This is a genomic window from Actinomadura sp. BRA 177, from assembly GCF_013372625.1.
Classification (GTDB): Bacteria; Actinomycetota; Actinomycetes; order Streptosporangiales; family Streptosporangiaceae; genus Spirillospora.
This window is the reverse complement of sequence record NZ_JABXFD010000316.1, coordinates 1-19397: the sequence shown is the minus strand read 5'-3', so window position 1 is coordinate 19397 and position 19397 is coordinate 1. Positions and strand designations below refer to the sequence as shown.

The following is a 19397-nucleotide window of genomic DNA, read 5'->3' as shown; positions in this document are numbered from 1 at the left end:
CAGAAGACGATAGGCCCGGCCCGTGACCTGTGCCTTCGAACGTTCCCGCCCTCGCCCGCGCACCCCCGCCGATGTGTCCCATCTCACCTACCGACGAGTAGTACCGGCTGCGGCCGCAAGATCGCGAGCGTGCCGGCCGGGGACATGACGCGGGCGCGGGCGGGTAGGGGCCCCTGCGTAGCCGAGAGCGTTGGGCGGCGAGCCGATGCTGAGAGAGCTGGTGGCGGCGAGCCACCTGATGTCCATGGAGCAGCTGCCGGGGGCGGCGGCCCGGTACGCCGCCGACGTGGGCCTGCACGATGTGGTGATCTACGTTGTCGATCTCCAGCAGACGGTGCTGCGGCTGCTGACCGGCAGGGGACCGGACGCCGGGGGAGATCCCGGTGACGAGAGCCCGGAGCTCAACATCGAGGGGACGATCGCGGGCCGGGCGTTCCAGACGCTGTTGCCGGTGATCGGCCACGCCTTCGACGACGGCACCTGCCAGTACTGGCTTCCGATCCTCGACGGGACCGAGCGGATCGGCGTCCTGCGCACCACCATCCGCCGCGACGACGTGCGGCTCAAGGAGGACGCCGAGTACCTGGCCGGCATGGTCGCGCTGATCATCGTCAGCAAGGGGCCGTACAGCGACTCGCTCTCCCGGCTGGTGCGGACGCGGGACATGACGGTGTCGGCGGAGATGCAGTGGCGGCTGCTGCCGCCGCTGACCTTCGCCAACGACCAGGTGGTCATCAGTGCGGCGCTGGAGCCGGCCTACAGGCTGGGCGGCGACACCTTCGACTACGCCCTGGCCGGCGACACCGTGCATCTCGGGGTCTTCGACGCCATGGGGCACGACACCACGGCCGGGCTGACCTCCAGCCTCGCCGTGGCCGCCTTCCGCAACCACCGGCTCCAGGGGGCCGATCTGCTCGGCACCGGGCAGGGGATCGAGGACGTGCTGGCCGAGCAGGACAGCAGCGGACGCTTCGTGACGGCCGTCCTCGCCGAGCTCGACCTCCGGTCCGGTGTTCTGTCCTTCGCCTCCTACGGCCATCCCGCGCCGGTCGTCATCCGCAAGGGGCGCTGGGTGACCACGCTCGAATGCCGTCCGGGCACCCCGCTCGGCACCGGCCTCGGCGTCGAGCCGAAGCTCTGCGTCGAGCAGCTCGAACCGGGCGACCGCGTCCTGCTCTACACCGACGGCATCGTGGAGGCCCGCGACCCGAACAAGCAGGAGTTCGGGCTGCAGCGCTTCGTCGACTTCCTGATCAAACGGGACGCGGACGGGCTGTCCGCGCCCGAGACGCTGCGGCGCCTGATCCACAACATCCTGGCGCACCATGCGGGGCGTCTGGACGACGACGCCACCGTCCTGCTCATCGAATGGCACGGCCCGGCCGCGAGGGAGGACGCGACTGAGGCGGATCCGGGAAGCGCGGTCTAGCCGGCGCCCAGTGCGTCCATCAGCATCGGGTACGCCTGGTGCAGGTCGCGCTGCCAGTACGGCCAGTCGTGCTGCCCGTCGAAGAACCTGGTGGTCACCGGGATGCCGAGGTCGTGCAGCCGGTTCACGAACGCGTGCGCGTTGTCGTCGGCGGCGGCCTCCACCGGGTCGGTGAACGGCAGCCCGCCGAGCGACCCGGCCTTGCCGTTGCCGCTGGCCACCCACAGCCGGACGCCGCGCAGCCGCCCGGCGATGTCGGTCGGGTTGTGCGCGTGCCAGATCGCCGCCTGGTCGTCCGGGTCGCCCCAGACGCGCCGCCAGTCGGTGCCGGGGCAGGCGAAGGACGGTCCCCAGCCGGTCGAGTCGTCGCCCGGCTTGTGGCCGTAGAGGGTGTCGACGTATCCGCTGAACGACGCGGCGGCCTTGAACATGCCGGGGAAGTGCGCCGCGTACAGCATGGCGCCCAGGCCGCCCATGGAATTGCCCGCGATGACGCGATCGGTTCCGGCGTGGTAGTCGCGTTCGAGAATGCGCCGGAGTTCGGTCATGTGGAACGTCTCCCATGCGGGGGATCCGCCGTTCCCGTAGTTCCACCAGTCGGAGTAATTGCCGCAGCGGCCGGCGTTCGGCATGACGACGATCACGTCGCTGCGGGCGGTGAGCTTCGCGACGTCGGTGTCGCGCGTCCAGGCGGTGTAGTCGTCGACGCCGCCGTGCAGCAGCCACAGGGTGGGCCACGTGCGGTGCGCGTCCTTCGACCAGCCGCTGGGGAGCAGGAGGCGGACCTTCTGGTCGCCGTCCATGGCCGGTGAGTCGATGGTCAGGTCCACCGTGCGGGACGCGATGGACGTCTCGGCGACGACCCGCGCACCCGTGCCGGCGAGTGCGGTGCCGGCGAGGGCGGTGGAGCGATCCACGAGCGGTGCGGGAATGAGCAGTACGAAGGCTACCAGCCATGCGGCGGGGGTGATGCGACGGAGCAATGCGGGGCCTTCCGGAAACACCGGCGGAGGGTTGCGCCGGCCTTGGGGAAAGGGGAGCGCCGGGTGTGGCCTATTTCTCTCCTTACTCGGAGTAGGTTCCCGCCGGGTACGCTTCCGAAGCACAAAGTAAAAAGCGTATAAAATGCATTCTCCCGGGGCCGGACACGCGGACGCCGGATGCCCGCGGCGGGCATCCGACGTCCGGTCCGGGCGTGGTCAGGCGTCCGGCACCGGCTGCGGCGCGGGGCCCCGGATGTAGCCGACGGCCCACCGCACCAGCCGGCGGCCGATCCCGTAGAAGATCAGCGCCAGCCCGGCCAGCGGCAGCACGAGCAGCAGGATCTGCAGCCCGGAGGTGAGCAGCTCCAGCGCCCCCGCCCCCGCCGACGCCTCCGCGGCGAGCCGCCGCATCATCCACCAGTCCTTCGCCACCAGGCTGGGGATCTGGGTGGTGATCAGCCCGATCTGGAACACCAGCATCGGGATGACGGTCAGCACCCACAGCGTGACGAAGACCTGCGGCCAGCGCTTGAGGTCGTTCAGCCGCGCGTCGGCCGGGCGCCGCAGCAGCGCCCGCTTCAGGATCGGCCCGATGTACTTGAACAGGTCGGGGACGCCGACCAGGTCCGACATGATGTAGTACCCGTCGAACCGCAGCGTCGGCAGCAGCTGCTGGATCATCTCCAGGTTGACGTAGAGGACGGCGACGAGCAGCGGCTCGAACCCCGTCTGCAGGTACACCAGCGTCAGCCCGATGACGAAGATCGCGTTGAAGTACACCCCGGCGAGGTCGGCGCGCAGCCGCCCGCCCCGGCCGAGCCGGTACGACTCGGTGATGTCGGTGTAGAACGCGGGCCACACCAGGTAGATCCCGCAGCCCATCGTCCCCGGCCGGACGCCCCCGTACCGGCAGGCCGTGGCGTGCCCGATCTCGTGGAACGCGCACGAGGCGACCCCGAGGGCCATGACCAGCAGGATGCTGACCGGGTTCATGATCGCCAGGGAGAGCGCGTCCGCCATCGACCGGGAGGCGAGCACCCACCCCTCGCTGACCAGGAATGCGGCGATCATGACGGCCAGCACCACGGGCCGGAACAGCCAGCTGAACAGCCCGCCGATGAACCAGGTGAACGACTCGGGGAACACCGCCACCTTGAACCGCAGCGCCAGCCACGGGTCGGCCTTCACGATCTTCGCCGGCGTGCCGTCGCTGTAGGTGGTGACGCCGAGGGGGGCGAGCTTGCGGTCGACGACGTAGACGAGCTGCTCGGCGGTGAGCCGGGCGCCGGCCTCCTCGCTGACCGCGTCGGCCACCCGGTCGAGCGCCTGCTGGACGTCGCCGCCGGCGAGGTCGCGGTGCTCGTGCAGCGCCTTGGCCACGCCGAACAGCAGCGGCGGCAGCCGGACGAGCTGCCGGTTCGGCAGGGAGACGAGCTGGGCCGGTTCCCGGTAGCCGGAGTTCTTGAACTCGCCGACGAGCTCCGCGCCCTCGGTGAGCGCGGGCAGGGTGAGGGCCGGGGGCTCGCCGCCGTCCACCGCCGGCATCGCTGGAGTGCTCATCAGTGGTGGTCGACCACGGTGGCCGGGACGCAGGTCAGCGTGGAGTGGGCCGGCTGGGCCAGCAGGCCCGTCCCGAGCAGGCCGGTGGTCCCCGGCGAGTAGGTGGCCTGGCACGCGTACATGACGACCGTGCCGCCGTGGCCGTCGCCGCGCGGCGCGGACATGGCCAGCCGCGGCGGCAGGATCTCGGCGTCGAGCCGGTCGAGGTCGGCGTAGCTGAGTTTCTGAGGGTTTTCGAGGCTCATGTGACAGCTTTCGCGTGGACGGGAAGAAGGGGGAAGGGCTGGCAGGAGATCGCCAGCCCTTCCCTTGCGGGCCGAAGCCCGCCGTTACATCGAGGCGACTCAGCCGTTGTTGGCGATCGCCGTGCCCGGCAGGCAGCTGTGGGTGCTGGTCGGGTTCTGGGACGCGATGCCCAGCGCCGACAGCAGCCCGGCGTTCTGCTGGTTGTTCACGACCGAGCAGGACTGCTGGGAGATGACGGTGCTGTCGTTGTCACCACCGCCGTGGCCGGCGTTGAGGTTGAAGTTGTGGTTGTCGTTGTCGTCGGCGCCGCCCCCGACGAGGAGGGTGGACAGCACGGCGCGCTCCGGCAGGACCTCGCCGGCCAGCAGGTCCAGCTCGGTGTAGCTGAAGGACTTCATGTGGTTCCTTTTCTTCCTTGTCACGCCCGGATCTCAAGGTGGATACCGGATGTCCCTTCCTCACCACGGGTCGCAGCGAGGTAGCTCTACGTATAGCACGTGTCACGGACCGTGGCCAAGTATCGGGTCCCCAGCCGTGCCCTCGCGTCGTTTCGCGTACCGGCGCATGACGCCCCCGTGCTGGGTAGGACGGCTACGTCCAGCGCGTGATCAGAAGGAGAGGGCATGGCCGACAACAGTTTCAGCATCGACGTGGCGGCGATCCGGGAGCGCGCCCGCGCGAAGATGACCGACGGGCCGGTGACCGAGAACTACGGCCGGAGCCCCGAGGAGGTCATCGGCGTCCTCAACGACGTCCTGGCCACCGAGATCGTCTGCTGGATGCGCTACGCGCAGCACGCGATCAGCGCGTCCGGCATCGACCGCGCGCAGGTCGCCGCGGAGTTCACCGAGCACGCGGACGAGGAGCGCGACCACGCGATGCGCGCCGCCGAGCGCATCAGCCAGCTCGGCGGCGACCCCGACTTCGACCCGAAGACGATCGCCGAGCGCTCCCACACCACCTACGCGACGTTCGACGACACCGACCTGAAGGGCATGCTCAAGGAGAACCTGGTCGCCGAGCGGATCGTCATCGAGTCCTACCAGGAGATCATCCGCTGGCTCGGCGAGGGCGACGTCACCACGCGCCGCATCATGGAGGACATCCTCGCCGAGGAGGAGGAGCACGCCGACGACCTCATGGACCTGCTGGGCAACTGAGGATTCACCGAGGCCAGGAGGGTATGCGAGGCGGCATGCAATTCGGATACTCGCTGCTCTGCGAGCAGACACCGCCCAAGCAACTCGTCACCGACGGCGTGGAGGCCGAGGAGGCCGGCTTCGACTACCTCACCATCTCCGACCACTACTTCCCGTGGCTGGAGGAGCAGGGGCACTCGGCCTACGCGTGGTCGGTGCTGGGCGCGCTCGCCCACGCCACCCACCGCGTCCCGCTGATGACGCTGGTCACCTGCCCGACGATGCGCTACCACCCGGCCGTGGTCGCGCAGAAGGCCGCGACGACGGGCGTCCTGTCGGACGGCCGGTTCATCCTCGGCATCGGCTCCGGCGAGAACCTGAACGAGCACGTCGTCGGGCGGGACTGGCCCCCGGTGGACATCCGGCACGAGATGTTCGAGGAGGCCGTGGAGATCATCCGGGCGCTGTTCGGCGGCGACTACGTCAACTACCACGGCAAGCACTACCGGGTGGACTCGGCGAAGCTCTACGACATCCCCGCGCAGCCCGTCCGGATCGGGATGGCGGCGTTCGGCCCGCGCGCCGCGCGGCTGACGGCCCGGTACGGCGACATGCTGGTGTCCGACCAGCCACTCGGCGAGATCGCCGAGCTCTTCCGCAACGAGGGCGGCGCGGGCAAGCCCGCCTACGGGCAGATCCCCGTCGCGTTCGGCGACGACTACGAGGAGTGCAAGCAGCGCGCCCACCGCATCTGGAAGTTCTCGGCGCCCGCCTGGAAGGTGATGGCCGAGCTTCCCGGCCCGGTGAACTTCGAGGCCGCGACGAAGACCGTCCGTCCCGAGGACGTCGCCGAGTCCGTCCCGTGCGGCGACAACATCGACGACTACGTCCAGGCCGTCCAGCAGTGGGCCGACGCGGGCTTCACCCACGTCTCCTTCTGCCAGTCCGGCCCGGACAGGCAGAAGGACTTCCGCACCTGGGCGGAAGCCGACCTCCTGCCCGTCCTCCGCGAACGCTTCGGCTGACCTCGACAATTTCGTCCATCCGAAGACAAGGGGACTCGGCGTCCGAATCATTGATTCGGTGTACTCCACATATAACGCGTTCTCGTCACAGCCCATGGCGCCATTCCCGCTGTTGGCGAAGCATGCACGATGGCTCCGGCTGGACGGGGGCGCGGCCTGTAGATCTGCCGTACTCCCTGTTGCAGGGCGCTAACGGACGCTCGAAACACCGTGTTGCGGACGGCCCGCGAAAGATGCGCGAAAAAGATGTCCGCCCGGTCATTGACCATCCAAGGAGTTTTCCTTATGGTCCTTCATAGAACGCGTTCTACTTGGAGTCGCCGAGTCCCTGGGCGATGAAGCAAGACGGCTCCCGGCTCCCGGTCCGCAATTCCCAACGTCTCCGCCGTCCAATGGCCATGGGCGCGGTGGCGTTGCGAATCGGCCCACCCACCCCGTACCTCCGGGTGCAGGCGCGACGCCCGCCAGCCGAAATGAGGCCACCCTTGTCCCGCATCAAGAAGCCGGCCGCGATCGCCTCGATCACGGCCGCGGCCGCCGTCGCCGTCGCCATGACCGCAACCCCCGCACTGGCCTGGACGGCCGGCGGCTTCACGGCCACCCTCAACGGGCCCATGGTCATCAACGCGGGAGTCTCCGTGTCCTGCACGAGCTCCACCCTGTCCGGCACGATCGCCTCCGACGGCACGCTCTCCATCACCTCGGCCTCCGTCGGCGGCTGCGGCGTCACCGTCACGCCCAAGAACCTGCCGTGGAGCGGCAAGCTCGACAACGGCGCCGCCAGCATCAACAACTTCGCGATGGAGGCCACCGGCTGCACCTACGGTGGCAACCTGAACGGCAGCTTCACGGGTACCGACCTGCCGGTCACCGCCACGTTCGCGAACCAGACCGTCAACAAGACCAGCGGCTGGCTCTGCCCCGGCTCCGCCACCGTCACCGCCACCTACGACTTCGCCGCGGCGTAGTCCCCGCGGACCGGCCGGCCCGACGTCACCGAGCCGCTCCCACCCGTGCCCCCGGCCCCCGCCGGGGGCACGGCGTTGTCCACAGATTCAGATGCCGGAGAAATCCGGTGGAGAGGCTGCGTAGGCTCGTCCCGCCGACGTGAGAATTGCCGAAGAGCGGGCCGGGAGGGGGACGGGGATGGCGCTGGCGCGGGTTCCGGAGGGGATGTTCGATTTCACGACCACCGGGCGCGCCGACCTGCACATCGGCGTCATGTGCGCGTTCGGGGACGCGAACGAGCGGCTGGAGACGTCGCTCACGTTCGACCAGGTGCGGGAGCGGCTGCGGCACGTCGGGTTCTACGCGCCCGTGGACGATGTGGATCTGACGCGGTCGCTGGGGCAGCTGGTGGCGTGGAAGCTGCTCGACGTCGTGCAGAACCACGCGGGCAGTTACGCGACGGCCGAAGAGTACGAGCGCAAGAACCTGCAGTATTCGCTGACGCGGAAAGGCGAGGCGGCGTTCGCCGGGGTGCAGCATGCGCTGGCCGTGCTGAGTTCGTCCGGCGCGTTGCAGACGGCCGTGCTCGATGCGATCGCCGACCGGCTGGGGGAGCTGGAGGAGCTGCTCAAGGACGACGATCCGGCCGTCAACCGGCGCATCTTCACCACGCTGCAGGAGCTGGAGGGGCATCTCGACGCGCTACGCAACAACACCAAATCGTTCAACGGCGAACTGCAGCGGCTGATGCGGGCGGAGGGCGCCGATCTCGCGACGTTCAGCGACGTCAAGAGCGCGACCGTCGCCTACCTCCAGGAGTTCGTCACCAATCTTGACGTCCGGGCCGACGCCATTTGCTCGGCGCTCGGTGGCCTGGAGGATCGCGGGGTCAGCGTCCTGCACAGCCGGGCGCTTGCGGGTGCGGAGCTACCTCCGGTTCAGGGTGCCGATCCGGCGATCGCCTGGCTGGCCGCGCGCAGGGCCAAGTGGGACGGGCTGCTGCTGTGGTTCCGGCCGGAAGAGGGGACGCCGCGGGTGCGGCAGCTGCACGATGTGGCGCGCAGGGCGATCGTGTCGCTGTTGCAGGTGCTCGACCGGATCACCGAGTCGCGGCGGCGCTCGTCCAGTGCGGCGGCCGACTTCCGGACGCTCGCAAGGTGGTTCGCCAACGCGCCGAGTGAGGACGACGCGCACCGGCTCTGGGGGACGGCGTTCGGGCTGGCGTCCGCGCGGCACGCGCATCTCGCGCACGCGGACGCGGAGCCCATCCCCACGGCGGCCAGCTGGGACGAGACGCCGCCGGTGGAAGTGTCGGCGCTGCTGCGCACCAGTGGACGCACCGAGCGGATGGGACGCACGGCCAAGGTGCGGGACGTCCAGCAGTTGCGCGCCGAGCGACGGGAGCGCGCGCGGCGCGAGCGGGCGGAGCTGGAGGCGGCCTGGCAATGGCTCGCGACCGATGGCCCGGTTCGGCTCTCGGCGTTCGGGCGCGTTGAGCACGACACGTTGCGGCGGCTCCTGGACCTGATCGGGCGGGCGCTCGCCGTGCGTCCCGGCGGTGACGGGCTGCGGCGGGCCGGCACGACCGACGGCCGGATCGAGGTCCGGCTGTGGCCGCCGCCTGATGGCCGTACGGCGGAGCTGCACACTCCGCGCGGCCGGTTCCGCGGCCCCGACTACCTGGTCGACATCCGCTTCACGGCCGCCGGGCCCGCGCGGAAGGCGTCCGGCGCGTGAGCAGGCTCGCGAACCAGCTCGCCCAGGCGGAGAAGGAGGAGCTGGCGCGCGCGATCCGGCTGCTCCTCGGACGGCCGCTGATCTCGCTGCAGACCGACCCCGACGGCTTCGACCTGGTCCGGCGGCGCCACTCCACTCTCGCGCGGTGGTTCGACTACTACTGCGGCTGGCGGCTGTTCATGGAGCCGCGCCAAGGCTACGCCCGGCTGGTGAAGGTCCGCGCGGACGCCGATCCCTCGCGGCCCGCCAGGCGGAGGCGGTCGACGAAGGCGCCGTTCGACCGGCGCAGGTACACGCTGCTCTGCCTGGTCGCCGCCGAAGCGCTCGCGGCGCCGGTGACGACGATCGGGATGCTCGCGCAAAGGGTCGTGCAGGCCGCCGGGGCCGACGACCAGATCCCTGCCTTCGACCCCGTGCGAGGGGACGAGCGTGCGGCGTTCGTGGACGCGCTGAAACTGCTGGAGCACCACGGCGCCGTCACTGCCGTCGACGGGACGACCGACGCGTACCTGGACAGTGCCGAGGCCAAAGTCCTCTACCGGGTGGACACGACTCGGGTCATGCGACTGCTGTCCGCGCCGGTCGCGCCTTCACGGCTGCCGGAGACGGACTGGCCCGACCTGAGCGAGCTGGCCGTCGAGCGCAGGTACGGGACTGACGAGCCGACCGAGACGCAGCGGAACCTGTGGGCCAGGCATTCGCTGCTGCGGAAGCTGCTGGACGATCCTGTCGTCTACCGGGCGGACCTGTCGCAGGCCGAGACCGCCTACGCGGGCTCCCTCACCGGGCGGCAGATCCTGCGCCGCGCGGCGGAGGAGGCCGGGCTGGAACTCGAAGAACGCGCCGAGGGCTACCTGCTGGTGGACGCAGAAGCCCTCGCCACCGACTCCAAGTTCCCCGACGACGGCAGCCACGCGAAGGTGGCGGCCCTGCTGCTCCTCGACCGCCTAGTCAAGGACGGGGAGGCATCGCGCGCCACGCTTGAGGACGAGGCCGCGCGGCTCCTCCAACGCCGTCCGCGCTGGGCGATGGCCTACCAGTCCGATGGAGGCGCCGGACGCCTGGCCGTTGACGCCCTCGCCGTCCTGCACGGGTTCGGACTAGCGAGAACGCGGGACGGCCTCGTGCACGCGATGCCCGCCGCCCACCGATACAGCGTCCGCGAGGAGGAGTCCCCGTGACCGTTACCGAACTCGTCCCGGCGGAGGCGAAGGAGACCGCACCGCGCTGGCGGCCGGCCCGCGCCGGCATCCTCAACATCTGGCGGTACTACGACGAGGTGTTCGAGTTCCACAAGGGACGGCTCCTGCTGCGCGGCCCCAACGGCAGCGGCAAGAGCAAGGTCCTGGAACTGCTGCTGCCGTACCTGCTGGACGCCAGCCTCAAGCCGAGCCGCCTGTCGACGTTCGGCGGCAGCGAACGCACCATGCACTGGAACCTGATGGGGGACGGCCACACCGGCAAGACCCGCGTCGGGTACGTGTGGGTCGAATTCGCGGACGGGCCGCGCTGGTTCACGTGCGGGGCCCGCCTCCAGGCCACGTCCAACACGAAGAACGTCACGGTCGCCTACTTCACGACCGCGCAGCGCGTCGGCGTCCCCGGCGGGCTGAGCCTGACCGGCGACAGCGGCCAACCGCTCACCCGCGCGCACCTCGCCGAAGCCATCGGGGAGCATGGCCAGGTCCACGATTCGGCGGACGCCTACCGCACCACCGTCCGGCGGACGCTCTACGCCGGGCTGACCGAACAGCGCTACGACTCACTCCTCACCGCACTGCGGCAACTCCGCACGCCCAAACTGTCGGAACGGCTCGACCCCGGCCTGCTCTCCGACCTGCTGTCCAGCGCGCTCCCGCCGCTCGGCGAGGGCGAGATCCACGAGATCGCCGAAGGATTCGAGAGGCTCGACCGGCAGCGCGAAGAACTGCGCAGGCTGGACGAGCACGTCGGGGAGGCCGACCGCCTCGCCGCCCGCCAGCGCACCTACGCCCAGCGCGTCCTCCACGCCGCCGCCGCCCACCTCATCTCGGCGAAGCGCGCGATGGCCAAGTTGACCGCCGAGGCCCGCAAGGGCCGTGAGGACTACGAGCAGGCGAACGCCGAACGCGACAGGACAGCCGAGGCCCTGGCGGGGGAGGAGCATCGGGGAGAACTGCTCGGCGCCCGAATCGAGGCCCTCAAGGAGAGCGATGCCTACCGGCAGGGACGTGAACTCGACAAGCTGAGAGACGACACCCGCAAAGCCGAGGTCGCCGCCGCCCAGGCTCGCCGGGAAGCCGAACGCCACGCCGACGAGGCGGCACGCAAGCGAGCGGACGCCGAACAGGCGCGCGCCGACGCGTCCACGCGACGAGACCTCACCCGCCACGCCGGACGGGAGGCCGCACGAGCCGCCCACCGCGCGGGGCTCGCCGCCGTCCACGAGGAAGCCGTCCGCACCGCCATCCCAGCCGAGGAACCCGCAGACCCCAGCGCGGCCCCGGCCGCCGCCGAACCGGACGCTCCCCGCGCCAACACCGGCGACACGTCCGAGGAAGCAGGCGGGACGCCTGCGCAGGCTGGTGGGGCGCTCGCGGAGGCCGGTGGGACATCTGCGCAGACCGGCGGGACGCCCGGGGAGGCCGGCGGGGCGTCCGGGCAGGCTGGTGGGGCGCTCGCGGAGGCCGGCGGGACATCTGCGCAGACCGGCGGGACGCCCGGGGAGGCTGGTGGGACGCCTGCGCAGGCCGGCGGGGCGTCCGGGCAGGCCGGCGGGACGCTCGCGGAGGCTGGTGGGACGTCTACGCGGATCGGCGGGACGTCTGGGGAGGCTGGTGGGACGTCTGCGCAGACCGGCGGTATGCCCGGGGAAGCGGGCGGGGCGCGCGCGGAGGGCGGCGGGGTGCCTGTGGAAGCCGGGATCGAGCGGGCGCGTGAGTTGCTGCGGGCCGCGTCGCGCAGTCGCGAACGGCAGATCGCCGATCTGCGGGCCGCGATCGGGCGGCACGCGGCGGCCGTCAAGCGCCGGACCGAGGCGGAGGAGGACCGCGACGCGAGCCGGACCCGCCTGGACGAGGCGACCGGGAAGCGCGAAGAGGCCCGGGAGGTGTTCGCCGAAGCCCGCGAGACGCTCGCCGGCGAGTTGGTCCGCTGGGCACGGCGCTGCGTGCACCTGACGTTTCCTGACCCGGAGGCGCTTGTCCAGACCGTCGAGGACGAGCGTGAATGCGACGCCCTCGTGGTCGCCGCACAAGTCGAGGCGACCGAACGTCTTGCGACGGCCCGGTCCGAGTTGGACGGCCGCCGCTCCGCCGTCGCGGAGAGGCTGACCGGCACCCGGTCGCGGCGCGACGAACTGGCCCGGCAGAAGGTGATCGGGCCGGAACGCCCGCACACGCGGCCCGCCGACCGTACGCAGCGTCCGGGTGCGCCGCTCTGGCGGCTCGTCGCGTTCGCGGACGGCGTGGCCCCCGACGTTCAGGCGGGCATCGAGGCCGCGCTCGAAGCCGCCGGTCTGCTGGACGTGTGGATCCTGCCGGACGGCAAACTCCTCCCCGAGGCGCATGACGCGTTTGCTCCCGTGGTCTTCGCCCGCCCGCCGTCCGTCGGGGCCAGCCTCGCCGACGTCCTCGTCCCCGAGCACGGGAGTGAGGTGCCGCCGGACGTGGTGCGTGCCGTCCTCGGCGGCGTGGCGTTCGGTGGGAACGCCCTCGACACCGAACATCCCGCCTCGGTGGGGGCGGACGGGTCCTGGCGTCTCGGTGTCGCGACCGGCACCTGGACGAAAGCGGAGCCGGCGTTCATCGGCGCGACCGCCCGGGAGCGCGCCCGCCTGCGCCGCATCGCTGAACTCGACGCCGAGATCGAGGAACTGGCGGGCGAGTTGGCCGCCTGCGACCGCGAACTAGAGGCACTGGTGGCCGACCGGTCCGCGCTGACCGCAGAACTCGCCGACCGTCCGTCGCATGCTCCCGTCACCTCGGCGGCACGCGCCGTCCACGACGCGGAACGGGACGTCGCCGCGCGCGCCGACGAAGCCGCGCGCGCCGAGGCACGGGTGGCCGAGCGGGAGAAGGCCGTGACCGCCGAACTGCGCGCCCTCACCGCGCTGGGCGCCGAGCACGGGCTGCCCGTCAGCGAGCCCGCCCTCGAAAAGCTGGCGGAGGCGGTCGGGGACATGCACGACACCGGCATCGTCTGGCTCGACCACTGCACCAGGCTCCTCGCGGCCGAGACCCGCGCGCTCAGAGAGGAGGCGACGGCTGAAGATTACGAGCGCACCGCGGCCGACGCCGGCGAACGCGCGAGCGAAGCGGCGAGCACGGCCGCGGAACGCGCGGAGAAGTTGCGGACGATCGATGCGGTGATCGGTGCCGAACACCGGCAGGTGCTGGAAGAATTGCAGAGGGCCAAGACCGAGTCGGAACAGTGCCGCACGCGGCGTCAGGGACTGCGCAGCGAACTGCTCGACTTGCAGGGACGGCTGGGAACGCTGGAAGCGAACGTTGCCGCTGCCGAGCAGGCACGGGACGACGCCGTCGGGGCGCGCGACCGTGCGGCGGATCGGTTCCGTCACCTTGTCACAGGCCACCTGACCGCCGACGCCGGGCTCGACACGACGCTCACGCCGGATGGGGGCGTGCAGGCGACCCTGGAGAACGCCCGCACTGTCGCCGCGGCCCTGGAGCGGACGCCGCACGAGCCGAAGAATGTCCGGGACGCCGAGCACCGACTGGCCGAGGCGGTGCACCACGCCCGCGACACTCTGGCCGAGCAGGCCGACCTCGAACTCGTCCAGGACGAGGACGTGCAGATCCTCACGGCGACGATGAACGGTGTGCGCGTCGGTGCGGCCGAGCTGAGCACCGCTCTCCGCAAGGAGCGCGACCAGCGGCGCCAGGACATCACCGACAAGGAACGCGACCTGTTCGATCGGACGCTCGCCGGCGACACGCGCCGCCACCTGGCCGACCGGATCCGGCAGGCCACCGAGCTCGTGGACGGCATGAACCGCCGCCTCGAACGCGTCCGGACGGCCTCGCGGGTCGCGGTCCGGCTGGTCTGGCAGGTCGATCCGCAGCAGAGCGCCGGGATTCGCGCCGCCCGCGACCTGCTGCTCCGTGACCCGGCGCGGCTGAGTGACGCCGACCGGGAGGCGCTCTACCGGTTCTTCCGCGACCGGGTGGAGGAGGCGCGGGCCGCGAACACGGCGGCGAGCTGGGAGGAGCAGCTCATGGAGGTGCTCGACTACACCGCCTGGCACCGGTTCACCGTCCGCCTCGAACGCGAGGACGGGAAGGGCTGGCAGGACCTCACCCGGAAGCTGCACGGCGCGCTGTCCGGCGGCGAGAAGGCGATCGCGCTGCACCTGCCGCTTTTCGCCGCCGTCGCCGCGCACTACCAGACCGATCCGAGCTGCCCACGCTTCATCCTGCTGGACGAGGTGTTCGTCGGCGTGGACACCGCCAACCGCGGCCAGGTCTTCGACCTGCTGGTGAACCTGGAACTCGACATGGTGCTGACGTCCGACCACGAATGGTGCGACTACCGGGAGCTGGACGGCATCGCCATCCACCAGCTGATCACCGGCGCCGACGGGGACGGCGACAACGCCGTGACGACGGCGCGGTTCATCTGGGACGGGTACCGGACCGAACCCGTCGAGGAGGACGTTCCCGGATGACCGTTCCCGACCGGCTCCGCGCCGCCGACCTGCGGCCGTTGTGGACGGAGCTGCACAAGCGCTTCTCGACCGGCGCCGCCGTCAGCAGGGTCACGCTCAAGAACCTGGACGACGACCAGCGCGCGGCCCTCGCCGACCTGCTCGGAATGGACCGCTACCCGCCGGCCACGGTGCCCCTCGCCGTGGCCAGGCTGGACGCGATCCTGCTCGAACTCACCGGCGCGGACACTAGGACGGCGACTGAGGCCATCTGCGGCCCGATCGGCGACCGGGCGCGCGACCGCCGCGAAAGGGAACGCGAACGGAACGCCCTCTGGGAATGGTTCGCCTCGCACCCCGTGGTCGCCGGTGAGCCCGCACTGGCCGGCTGGGTCGACGACGTCCGCCGCCAAGGGGTCGTCATGGGCTCCGTGCCGGACACGCGCGCCCTTCTCGAACGGGCGCTGACGGTGCTCGCGGCGCTGCCGTCCGACGGCAGGCCCCTGCAGTCCTTCGCGACCGACCTGTTCGGCGACTCGCATGCGCTGGACGACGGCGGCAGGCTGTCCGGACTCGTCCTGCGCGCCCAGGCGTTCCGGTACGGCATCGAGCCGCCGGGGGACGCGCCGGAACGCAGGGCCCTCTGGGAACGGTCGGGCGTGGAGTGCGACGCGCTGTCCACGACCGTCCTCGTCGCGGGCCTGCGGCCGGCGGGCGACGGCGTCCTCGCCCGGACGCTCCGGATGTGGGCGGACGCGGGCCACGCCGCCGCGGTGACCCTTGAGCAGCTGCGCGACTCGCCCGATCCCCGCGTGGACGCGCCGGACGTCTGGGTGACCGAGAACCCGACCATCCTCGCCCTGGCCGTCCGGCGGTTCGGCGACCGGTGCCCGCCGCTGGTCTGCTCGTCCGGCTGGCCGAACAGCGCGGTGATCCGGCTGCTGCGCGCGCTCGGCGGCACCGGTGCCGCGCTGCACTACCACGGCGACTTCGACGGCGACGGCCTGCGGATCGCCGCGCACGTCATGGCCAAGACGGGTGCCCGGCCGTGGCGCATGTCGTCGGCCGACTACCTCGCCGCCCTCGACGGCACGCACGGCGAACCGGGCCGGGTCAGCGAGGCTCCGTGGGACGCCGAACTGGCCCGGAACCTCCGCGACCGCGGCGCGGCCGTCCTGGAGGAGAAGGTCGCCGGCGTGCTGCTCGGCGACCTCTCCAAGGCGTCAACCATGTGTCACTGATCGACTACTGACGGGAGTGGCCGGGAAGAGGTCCGGTCATGAGTGAGCTGTCGACACTGCCGACCACGGTCGTCCGGTCCGGTGACAAGCGGTATCCGGCGCTCAGCCGGGGGTTCAACCAGCGGTGGATCGCCGCGCCGGAGTACGTGCGGCTCGTCCGGACACCCGAGGAGGTGCGGGAGGCGCTCGCCCAGGCCGTCGGCGAGGAGCCGGAGGATCCGGCGCGGGCCCGGATCACGGTGCGGGCCGGCGGGCACTGCTACGAGGACTTCGTCTGCGGCGAGGACGTGCGGGTGATCCTGGACGTGAGCCCGATGTGCGGGGTGTCCTACGACAGTTCCATGAAGGCGTACTGCGTCGAGGCCGGGGCGACGAACGGGCATGTGTACAACCAGCTGTATCCGGTCAGCGGGAAGGCGCTGCCGGGCGGGTCGTGCTTTTCAGTGGGGCTGGGCGGACATGTCCCGGCCGGCGGTTTCGGACTGCTGTCACGGCAGCACGGGCTCACCGTCGACTACCTCTACGCGGTCGAAGTGGCCGTGGTGGACGAGGACAAGAACGTCAGGCTGGTGGTGGCCAGGCGCGACGACCCGGACTCGAAGTTGTGCGAGTTGTGGTGGGCGCACACGGGCGGTGGCGGCGGGAACTTCGGCGTGGTCACCCGGTTCTGGTTCCGGGGGCTGCCGCAGCCGCCGAAAGAGGTCCTGCTGACGGCGCTGGCATGGGATTGGGAGGACTTCACCAAGGACGAGTTCGCCCGGCTCGTGACGGCGTTCGGGGAGTATTTCCGCGACCAGCAGAATCCGTCGACGGCGGCCGGGAAACTGTTCGCGATGCTCAAGCTCAACCACGTGAGCAACGGGCAGATCGGGCTTCTGGCCCAGGTGGACGTGGACGACCCGGACGGCCCGCAGGCGATGACCGACTTCGTCGCGGCCCTCGACGGGCGGATCGGCCCGGCGGCGACGAAGATGCGATCGGTGATGGGGGAGCACTTCGTCCACCTGGACGTTCCGCGGACCATGCCGTGGCTGACGGCGACGCAGGCGCTGAACTGCGGTGGCGCGAGCCGCTGCGGCAAGTACAAGTCCGCCTATCTGCGGAAGCCGTTCACCGATCAGCAGATCGACGCGATGTGGGCCTACCTCGGCAACGAGAAGTACACCGACTATGTCAACAGGCAAGCGCTCATTCAGGTCGACTCGTACGGCAGCGCCATCAACAGGCCGCTGCACCAGACGGCGGCGCGGCAGCGCGACTCCATTCTGAAACTGCAGTACCAGGTCTATTGGGCGAAACAGGACGTCAACGAGGACGCGCACATCGCGTGGATACGCGACACCTACAAGGCGACGTTCGCGGCGACCGGCGGCGTGCCCGTCGCGGACGGTGAGACCACCGACGGCTGCTACATCGGCTATCCCGACGGCGATCTGGGCGATCACCGGTGGAACGAGTCCGGCCAGTCGTGGGAGGCGCTGTACTACAAGGACGCCTACGCGAAACTCCAGGAGGTCAAGCGGCACTGGGACCCCTGCAACGTGTTCCGGCACGCCCAGTCGATCCGTCCGTGAGCGAGGCGGTGACTTGGGTCACGGTGCCCTTGTCTCACGTTTATTGCATTTTTTGACAATACTTGCGGGTGTGACGTCCGGGACAGTAGTTTCGTCCGGACGAGCAGAGCGTCGGGCCCCCGGGCGGCCTGAGCGGCTGGGGAGTCGATGAAGAAGCGTACCGACAGGAAGATCGCCATCGCGGGCACCGCGGCGGCGGCCGTGCTGCTGCCCACCATCATGGTCGGCCTCGCGCAGGCCGGCATCGGCGTGCCGACCGGCAACTCGGAGGCGTCGGGCAACGCGCAGGCGATCCCCTCGTTCGGGCCCGCGACGCAGCCGTCGTCGGCCGCGTCCGCGGCGTCCCCCAGCGCCTCCCCGAAGGCGAAGAAGCTGCCGAGCGTCCCGCTCGGGACCAACCCGTTCAAGACGGGCGGCGGCTCCCCGAACCCCAACAACCCGGACGCCAACAACGGCAGCCACGGCAAGAAGCCGCACATGCCGTCCGGCGCCGGGGACAGCAAGTACGCCAAGGCCCCGGACGGCGCCGCGATCACCGGCGTGAAGAAGATCAACTCGCGGATCTTCGACGTCACGATCGCCTCGCCCGCGCTCGGCGCGGCGGTGAAGACCCGGGTGATGATCCCCAAGGGCTGGAAGTCCAACAGCACCAAGTCCTGGCCGGTCGTGTACGCCTACCACGGCGGCAGCAACAACTACACGTCCTGGACCAAGGACTCCAACATCGAGCAGATCATCGGCCCGTACAACACGATGGTCGTGATGCCCGAGGGCGGCTGGAACGGCTCGTACACCAACTGGTGGAACGGCGGCAAGGGCGGCATCCCCGAGTGGGAGACCTTCCACATCAACGAGGTCATCCCGCTGATGGAGCGCAACTTCCACGCCGGGTCGGTGCGCGCCGCGATCGGCCTGTCGTCCGGCGGGCAGGGCGCCATCACCTACGCCGAGCGGCACCCCGGCAAGTTCAAGTACGCCGCGTCCTACAGCGGCGCCCTCAACATCACCGCGCCGGGCATGCCGGTCATCCTGACGTCCATGAACCGGCAGGCGGGCACCGCCATCTGGGGTGACCCGATCACCGCGCGGGCGAACTGGCGGGCGCACGACGCGACCGTGAACGTGGCCAAGCTGAAGGGCATCGGCGTCTACGTCTCGTGCGGCAACGGCCAGCCCGGCCCCTTCGACAACCCGAACGCCGCGCCGATGGATGCGGGCCGGATCGGCGAGCAGCTCGCCGGCACGATGAACGAGAACTTCGTCGCCGCCGCGAAGAAGGCGGGCGTCCCGGTCACCTCGCACCTGTACGGGCCCGGCATGCACAACTGGAAGTACTGGAAGCGGGAGCTGGCCGCGAGCTGGCCCACGATCGCCGCCAGCATCGGCGCGCGCAAGTCCTGACCGGCCGGAATCGGCAAAGCACGAGCGGTGAACGCCCCCTGCCTGTGACGATGGTGGCATGAGGGGTAGTGATGGAGCGGCCCTCGCCGGCGATCTCCCGCTCTCGCCGCCGGCGAACGGACCGACTCGGCTCGGTGAGGTGCGCGCCCGCCTGACGCATCCGGCGGTGCGCTGGTGCGGCGCGACGTACGGCGTCATGGAGCGGGTTCCCGGCGGCTGGATGATGTCCGGGATGGAGCGGACGACCCCGCAGGACGCCCGCGACTCGCTCGGCTGGTGGTTCCGGGCCATGGCCCGCGACCGCGGCGTCCCCGCGGCGTCCCGCGCGGAGTACCGGCGCGGCGCCGCCCGGCTGGACCGTGACCGGCCGGACGAGCTGACCGTGGCGGGCCGGGGGTGCCGGGTGGTGTCTCTTCGACACCACTCCGAACCAACGGGAACGGCCCCAATCATGGTGTGAGCGTTCGACG

The 19397-nt window shown here is 70.8% G+C and carries 15 protein-coding genes; 11 read left to right on the top strand and 4 right to left on the bottom strand.

Annotated elements, in window-relative coordinates; all coding sequences use genetic code 11:
- The first annotated feature begins 205 nt into the window (after positions 1 to 205).
- Entirely contained in the window at positions 206 to 1429 is a 1224-nt protein-coding gene (locus HUX53_RS16035; protein ID WP_176404001.1) for a PP2C family protein-serine/threonine phosphatase, read from the top strand.
- Here HUX53_RS16035 and HUX53_RS16030 read toward each other — a convergent pair.
- The 4 genes from HUX53_RS16030 to HUX53_RS16015 form a co-directional block, all read right to left on the bottom strand.
- Positions 1426 to 2346, bottom strand: a complete 921-nt coding sequence (locus HUX53_RS16030; protein WP_309237254.1) for an alpha/beta hydrolase family protein — start codon at positions 2344 to 2346, stop codon at positions 1426 to 1428. The two genes, HUX53_RS16035 and HUX53_RS16030, sit on opposite strands and share 4 nt — an antisense overlap.
- Positions 2347 to 2628: 282 nt before the next feature.
- Positions 2629 to 3972, bottom strand: a complete 1344-nt coding sequence (locus HUX53_RS16025) for a hypothetical protein (RefSeq protein ID WP_255205303.1) — start codon at positions 3970 to 3972, stop codon at positions 2629 to 2631.
- On the bottom strand, positions 3972 to 4217 hold the full coding sequence (locus HUX53_RS16020; RefSeq protein ID WP_176404000.1) for a hypothetical protein: 246 nt from the start codon (positions 4215 to 4217) through the stop codon (positions 3972 to 3974). Before HUX53_RS16020 ends, HUX53_RS16025 begins: the two co-directional genes overlap by 1 nt.
- A 99-nt stretch (positions 4218 to 4316) precedes the next feature.
- Positions 4317 to 4616 carry a hypothetical protein gene (locus tag HUX53_RS16015; RefSeq protein ID WP_176403999.1) on the bottom strand — a complete coding sequence of 100 codons (300 nt, stop codon included), beginning with the start codon at positions 4614 to 4616 and terminating at the stop codon, positions 4317 to 4319.
- Positions 4617 to 4841: 225 nt separating this feature from the next.
- Between HUX53_RS16015 and HUX53_RS16010 the strand changes: the two genes are divergently transcribed.
- The 10 genes from HUX53_RS16010 (at position 4842) to HUX53_RS15965 (ending at position 19387) form a co-directional block, all read left to right on the top strand.
- Complete coding sequence (locus HUX53_RS16010) at positions 4842 to 5378, top strand: bacterioferritin (protein WP_176403998.1); 537 nt, start codon at positions 4842 to 4844, stop codon at positions 5376 to 5378.
- Between the two features lie 35 nt (positions 5379 to 5413).
- The gene (locus HUX53_RS16005; protein ID WP_176403997.1) at positions 5414 to 6382 is read left to right on the top strand and encodes a TIGR03557 family F420-dependent LLM class oxidoreductase; all 969 of its coding nucleotides are present in this window, start codon (positions 5414 to 5416) and stop codon (positions 6380 to 6382) included.
- 485 nt (positions 6383 to 6867) lie between these two features.
- The gene (locus tag HUX53_RS16000) at positions 6868 to 7350 is read left to right on the top strand and encodes a hypothetical protein (protein WP_176403996.1); all 483 of its coding nucleotides are present in this window, start codon (positions 6868 to 6870) and stop codon (positions 7348 to 7350) included.
- 178 nt (positions 7351 to 7528) lie between these two features.
- A complete protein-coding gene (locus HUX53_RS15995) occupies positions 7529 to 9067 on the top strand; it encodes a TIGR02677 family protein (RefSeq protein WP_176403995.1) in 1539 nt (512 codons plus the stop codon).
- Positions 9064 to 10248: a TIGR02678 family protein gene (locus HUX53_RS15990; protein ID WP_176403994.1), complete on the top strand. Its 1185-nt coding sequence runs from the start codon at positions 9064 to 9066 to the stop codon at positions 10246 to 10248. Before HUX53_RS15995 ends, HUX53_RS15990 begins: the two co-directional genes overlap by 4 nt.
- A complete protein-coding gene (locus tag HUX53_RS42545) occupies positions 10245 to 14732 on the top strand; it encodes a TIGR02680 family protein (RefSeq protein ID WP_176403993.1) in 4488 nt (1495 codons plus the stop codon). Before HUX53_RS15990 ends, HUX53_RS42545 begins: the two co-directional genes overlap by 4 nt.
- Positions 14729 to 15952, top strand: a complete 1224-nt coding sequence (locus HUX53_RS15980; protein ID WP_176403992.1) for a TIGR02679 family protein — start codon at positions 14729 to 14731, stop codon at positions 15950 to 15952. The genes HUX53_RS42545 and HUX53_RS15980 overlap by 4 nt, the downstream gene beginning before the upstream one ends.
- A gap of 38 nt (positions 15953 to 15990) precedes the next feature.
- The gene (locus HUX53_RS15975; RefSeq protein WP_176403991.1) at positions 15991 to 17526 is read left to right on the top strand and encodes an FAD-binding oxidoreductase; all 1536 of its coding nucleotides are present in this window, start codon (positions 15991 to 15993) and stop codon (positions 17524 to 17526) included.
- A gap of 147 nt (positions 17527 to 17673) precedes the next feature.
- Entirely contained in the window at positions 17674 to 18927 is a 1254-nt protein-coding gene (locus HUX53_RS15970) for an alpha/beta hydrolase family protein (RefSeq protein WP_255205302.1), read from the top strand.
- 58 nt (positions 18928 to 18985) lie between these two features.
- Positions 18986 to 19387, top strand: a complete 402-nt coding sequence (locus HUX53_RS15965; RefSeq protein WP_176403990.1) for a DUF5954 family protein — start codon at positions 18986 to 18988, stop codon at positions 19385 to 19387.
- Positions 19388 to 19397: the final 10 nt, after the last annotated feature.